At 59.5% G+C, this 5,320-nt stretch carries 4 protein-coding genes and 1 pseudogene; all 5 read left to right on the plus strand.

Annotated features, from left to right (window positions below; all coding sequences use genetic code 11):
- Positions 1-360, plus strand: a pseudogene (locus WCA53_RS34535) (gluconate transporter); the annotation flags it as partial.
- 415 nt (positions 361-775) lie between these two features.
- A complete protein-coding gene (fae, locus tag WCA53_RS34540) occupies positions 776-1,315 on the plus strand; it encodes a formaldehyde-activating enzyme (protein WP_423922899.1) in 540 nt (179 codons plus the stop codon).
- A 49-nt stretch (positions 1,316-1,364) separates the two neighbouring features.
- On the plus strand, positions 1,365-2,402 hold the full coding sequence (locus tag WCA53_RS34545) for an aldo/keto reductase (RefSeq protein ID WP_423922903.1): 1,038 nt from the start codon (positions 1,365-1,367) through the stop codon (positions 2,400-2,402).
- Positions 2,399-3,841: an NAD-dependent succinate-semialdehyde dehydrogenase gene (locus WCA53_RS34550; protein ID WP_423922906.1), complete on the plus strand. Its 1,443-nt coding sequence runs from the start codon at positions 2,399-2,401 to the stop codon at positions 3,839-3,841. Before WCA53_RS34545 ends, WCA53_RS34550 begins: the two co-directional genes overlap by 4 nt.
- A gap of 134 nt (positions 3,842-3,975) precedes the next feature.
- On the plus strand, positions 3,976-5,320 hold a 1,345-nt coding region (locus WCA53_RS34555), incomplete at its 3' end, for an MFS transporter (protein ID WP_423922909.1).

Genomic DNA, 5,320 nt, shown 5'->3' on the forward strand with positions numbered 1-5,320 from the left:
AGCACGACCATTGGCAAGATCGCGGTGGGTTCACATATGCCGCTAATTCTTCTCGCCTGGCTGATCGCAGTTGCATTGCGACAGGCGACCGGTTCGGCGACTGTCGCCACGACGACGACAGCGGGAATCGTCGCTCCCGTTGTTGCGGGTTTGAGCGCCACCCACAATTCGCTACTCGCGCTCGCTATTGGCGCAGGATCGGTGTTCTTCTGCCATGTGAACGATGCCGGCTTCTGGATGGTTCGCGAGTACTTCGGGTTGCAACTCAAGCAAACGGTATTGGTGTGGTCGGTGCTGCAGACCATCGTCTCGGTGGTGGGTCTCGCCTTGACGCTGGTCATGTGGAGCGTACTGACGTAGTACGTAGTCAAACGGGCACGGAGTCTGCCGCAAAGCGAGGGGTAAAAAATCCCAGCAGGACGCGCAGACGTGGCGGCAGCTTCGCGCTCGCGTTGGCCAAAGGGGCCGCGCTGCGGCGACGCCGTCGCGCTTGAAATTACACCCGGTGTTCGAGGAAGCGTCGACCGTTGTACGGCGCCGGCTTTGGTTCGATCGATATTTAGTCAGCGGAACGATCCCAACTGCTTAAGTCGATCGAAAAATCGCGGTGTTCGACCTTCTAATAATCAGTAATCCATAATAATAAGGCGCCCGCCTAAGGGAATATCCCGATCTGAGCGGTGCTCATAGCAGTTCGCACGAATCGTCGATACCCGTTCATCAAATCGTGCTCGCACAATCTGTTCATCGATCCACTTCATGAACGGAACTCACCATGCCAGCACACCTGTCCAGCCGCACCCTCCATATTGGCGAGGGCTTTGAAGGTCCGGGCGTCAATCTCGCTCACATCAACGTGCTCATCGGGCCCCGAAACGGTCCAGCAGGGCAGGCGTTCGCCACCGCGCTTGCCACGCCATCGGCCGGGCATGCGCCGTTTGTCGTGATTGCGAAGCCCGGCATCCCCACCAAACCGCTCACCCTCTACGTGAACAAGGCGCCTATCGCCAGCGAGTTCCACGGCAACGCGACATGGGGCGCATCCCAAGCCGGTATCGCGAAAGCGGTGGCCGAATCGCTTGAAGAAGGCACGCTACCGCCCGAAGCGGAGAACGATTGGGTCGTGGTAACCGCGAACTGGGTGAACCCTGCGGCGGACGACCTCGACGCGGTCTTTCACAACAACTACCACGCCACACGAAACGCGATCAAAGCGGCCCTTTTGGGCTTGCCTTCCAAAACCGACGTATTTGCGGCTGCACGCGAAGTATCGAATCCCTTCTACATGCCGGCTTCATCGAGCGCGGCCGCCTAAATATTGCTCGTTGGCGCCCCACGGCGTCATCGGTCATGGAGACATAAAAATGAAATACGTTCGCCTGGGCCAATCCGGCCTGACGGTATCGCGCCTGTGCCTCGGCACCATGAACATGGGCACGCCGCGTTGGAAGCCGTGGATTTTCGACGAGGCTCAAAGCGAACCGATCGTCCGTCACGCGTTGGAAGCGGGTGTGAACTTCATCGACCTCGCTGATTTCTATTCGGCAGGCGTCGGAGAGGAGGTGGTTGGCCGAATTCTTGGTCGTCTGGCGCGACGCGAGGAAATCGTGGTGACCACAAAAGTTGGCTACGACATGGGCAGCTACCGCAACGCTGGCGGCCATTCGCGCAAGCACCTGCTGGACGGCATCGACGCGTCGTTGCGGCGTCTCGCTATGGATTACGTCGACATCTATATGTTGCATTACTTTGACACCGCCACGCCGGTTGAGGAAACCATGGCGGCCCTCGACGACATCGTCCGTTCAGGCAAGGCGCGTTACATCGGAGTGTCGACCATGTACACGTGGCAACTTGCCAAGATTATGCAGGCTTGCGAGCAGCATGGCTGGCACAAGCCTATCAACATGCAACTGCAGTTCAACCTCGCCTACCGGGAGGAAGAGCGCGAAATGATGCCCTACTGCGCGGATCAGGGACTGGGCGTCTCCGTGTTCAGCCCGCTGGCACGCGGTCTATTGACGAGCGACGCTTCATCTACGCGCAATCAAACCGACTTTTTCACGTCCCAAATGTACGGGGACTCGGCATCGCGGGACATCGCGGCGTCGGCTGCACGCGTGGCGAAACTGCGCGGTGTGAGCGCCGCCCAGGTCGCGCAGGCTTGGGTGCTGCAGCGTGAAGGCGTGGCTAGCATGTTGGTCGGCGCCGATTCGCCCGGCCAGTTCGATAGCGCACTGGCCGCGCTCGACACCCGCCTCGACGCAGAAGAGCTGCACGAACTCGACCGCAATTACACGCCTTGCGACGTGATTAACGACTACACAGCCGGGAGAAGGATCGCGCGTGAGGCACGTTCTCCTCAAGGTCAGTTTATCCAGCAGTTGGAGGACGCGGCATGAACTTGCTTCGCGAAAGACATTACATCGACGGCATTTGGCGCGCGGGCAAGGAAACCTACCCTGTCCTGAATCCCGCGACCGGCGAGGTGATCGCGCAGGTCGCGCGCGCAGGCGCGGAGGAAACGCAATGGGCTATCAGCGCGGCGGAATCAGCGCTTCCAGGCTGGCGACGACTCACGGCCAAAGAACGCGCTGTGCGCGTCAAACGCTGGGGTGAGCTCATGCTCGCACATAGCGAGGCACTCGCGACCTTGCTCACGCGTGAACAGGGCAAACCGTTCGCCGAAGCAAGGGGTGAAGTGGGTTATGCCGCGAGCTTTCTCGAATGGTTTGCGGAGGAAGCGAAACGGTCCTACGGCGATGTCATTCCGAGTCCGACCCTCGATTCGAAAATCATCGTCACGCGGGAGCCGGTCGGTGTTGTCGCAGCTATCACGCCGTGGAACTTCCCGCTTGCAATGATCACGCGTAAGGCCGGCCCCGCATTGGCTGCTGGTTGCACGATGGTGCTGAAGCCATCGGAGGAAACACCTCTGTGCGCTTATGCGCTGGCTTTGCTCGCAGCCGAGGCAGGCATCCCGGCCGGGGTCTTCAACGTTCTATCCGGCGATGCGATCGCGATCGGCGCCACGCTGAGCGCGTCGCCCGCAGTACGCAAACTGTCGTTCACCGGCTCGACCCGAGTCGGCAGGCTATTGGCTGCGCAATGCGCCCCCACGCTCAAGAAGCTATCGCTGGAGCTAGGCGGGAACGCGCCGTTCATCGTTTTCGACGACGCTGATATTGCGGCCGCCGTGCGCGGTGCGATGGCGTCGAAATATCGGAACACCGGGCAGACGTGTGTCTGCGTGAACCGCTTCTTTGTCCAGGAAAGCGTCTATGCGGAGTTCACTGAGCGCCTGACTGACGCCGTGCGCGGCCTAAGGCCTGGAAATGGACTTGACCGGGAGGTCGATCAAGGACCGCTGATCAACCAGGCTGCGCTCAAAAAGGTGGATGAGCACGTCAAGGACGCATTGAGCAAGGGGGCGTCGCTGCTCACGGGTGGTCGCCCCCACGCCCTGGGCGGCACCTTTTACGAGCCGACGGTTCTTATCGACGCCAATCAGACCATGTTGCTCGCGCAAGAAGAGACCTTTGGTCCGGTGGCGGCGTGCTTTTCGTTCAAGACGGAAGCGGAGGTCATCCGTCTTGCCAACGACACCCCATTCGGGCTCGCGGCCTATTTCTATACGAACGACCTCGGCCGCGCATGGCGCGTCGCGGATGCACTTGAGACAGGGATGGTCGGAATCAACGAGGGAATCATATCGACGGAAGTGGCGCCGTTCGGTGGCATCAAGCAATCGGGATTGGGTCGTGAAGGATCGAAGTACGGACTGGATGAATACACGGAGCTTAAGTACATGATGATCGGCGGTTTGGGCTCGGGTCACTGAAAGCGACGCAAACGCGCGCCGCGGCTAAGAAACACGCGTGCGCGCATCGAAGGACATATAAATAGGGAGACGCAGTGAGCCTTCAGGAAACGCATAGCACCGCATTCGAAACAGCTCCGCAGAGTAACGCGGACATTGCCTCCAATCCTGCGCAGGTTCAGCAGCTGCCAAAGCGGGTGTTGCTCGACGACATACCCTTGAACCGATTCCACGTAAAAATTGCGGGCCTGACGTTCGGCGCACACCTCACTGAAGGGTATGCCCTCGGAACGGTGGGTTATGCGCTGGCATCGCTGAACCGGCAGATGCCGCTTGATTCGTTCTGGATGGGCGCAATCGGCAGCTCGGCGCTGATCGGTATTTTCCTTGGCAGTTTGCTCTTCGGTTGGCTCTCCGACCGGCTAGGCCGCCAGCGCATTTTTCTCAGCAGCTTTGTGATCATCACGATAGCCGCGTTCCTGCAGTTTTTCGCCACCTCGCCGCTGGAGTTATTTGCGTTGAGAGTGGTGATTGGTATCGGCATGGGCGGCGACTTTACGGTCGGTCATGCCATCCTCGCGGAATTCTCCCCGCGTAAGCATCGTGGGGCACTTCTCGGATCGTTCAGCGTGGTGTGGACTATCGGATATGTCATGGCGAATGTACTGGGCATGGCATACGGAGATTCCGTTCCCGACGCCTGGCGTTGGCTGCTCGCCTCGGCGGGTGTCCCTGCGTTGATTGTGTTGTTGCTGCGCATCGGTACGCCCGAATCCCCGCGCTGGCTGCAGGGCAAGGGACGAGCGAAAGAAGCAGACGCCATCGTGCTCAAGCACTTCGGTCCAAATGTCATGCTCGATGCAGAGGGCATTTCGTCGACGATCCACGCGAGACACGGCTATTCCCGTTTGTTTCAGCCCGATCTGATCCGCCGGACCCTGTTCAATTGCGGCTTCTTCGTTTGCCTGGTGATTCCGTACTTCGCCATCTATACGTTCTTGCCGGGTATATTGAAGGTGATCGGCTTGCACGACAATTTCGGTGCAGATTTATTGCTGAACGCCGTGCTGGTCGTCGGTGCCGTTCTCGGAATCGTGCTGACCATCAAGCTGCCACGTCGGCATTTCCTTATCGGATCGTTTGCCATAACGTGCGCGATGTTGATGACCATGAGCGTGCTGCCGCCAGGGGCAACGCTCGCCATGATTGTGGCATTCGCCGTGTTCACCTTGACCATGTCCGCATTCAGCAATCTTGTCGGCGTGTTCCCACCGGAATGCTTCCCAACGGAAGTGCGTGCGTCTGGCGTTGGACTGGCGATCGCGTGTAGCCGGTTGGGGTCTGCGGCGGGTACGTTCCTGCTGCCGCTCGGTATCGCCGGAATCGGATTTCACTACACGATGATGGTGTTGGCCGGCGTACTGCTGATCGGAATGATCGTGTCCATTGCATGGGCGCCCGAAACCCGCAACCTCACTTTACGGGCGGCCAGTACCGGGT

Origin of the sequence: Caballeronia sp., from assembly GCF_049581465.1 — a bacterium.
GTDB lineage: Bacteria > Pseudomonadota > Gammaproteobacteria > Burkholderiales > Burkholderiaceae > Caballeronia.

What these genes read in the sequence shown, in the direction of transcription:
- WCA53_RS34550 (WP_423922906.1), top strand. Translation starts at nt 2,399, where the DNA reads ATGAACTTGCTTCGCGAAAGACATTACATCGACGGCATTTGGCGCGCG.
- fae (WP_423922899.1), top strand. Translation starts at nt 776, where the DNA reads ATGCCAGCACACCTGTCCAGCCGCACCCTCCATATTGGCGAGGGCTTT.
- WCA53_RS34545 (WP_423922903.1), top strand. Translation starts at nt 1,365, where the DNA reads ATGAAATACGTTCGCCTGGGCCAATCCGGCCTGACGGTATCGCGCCTG.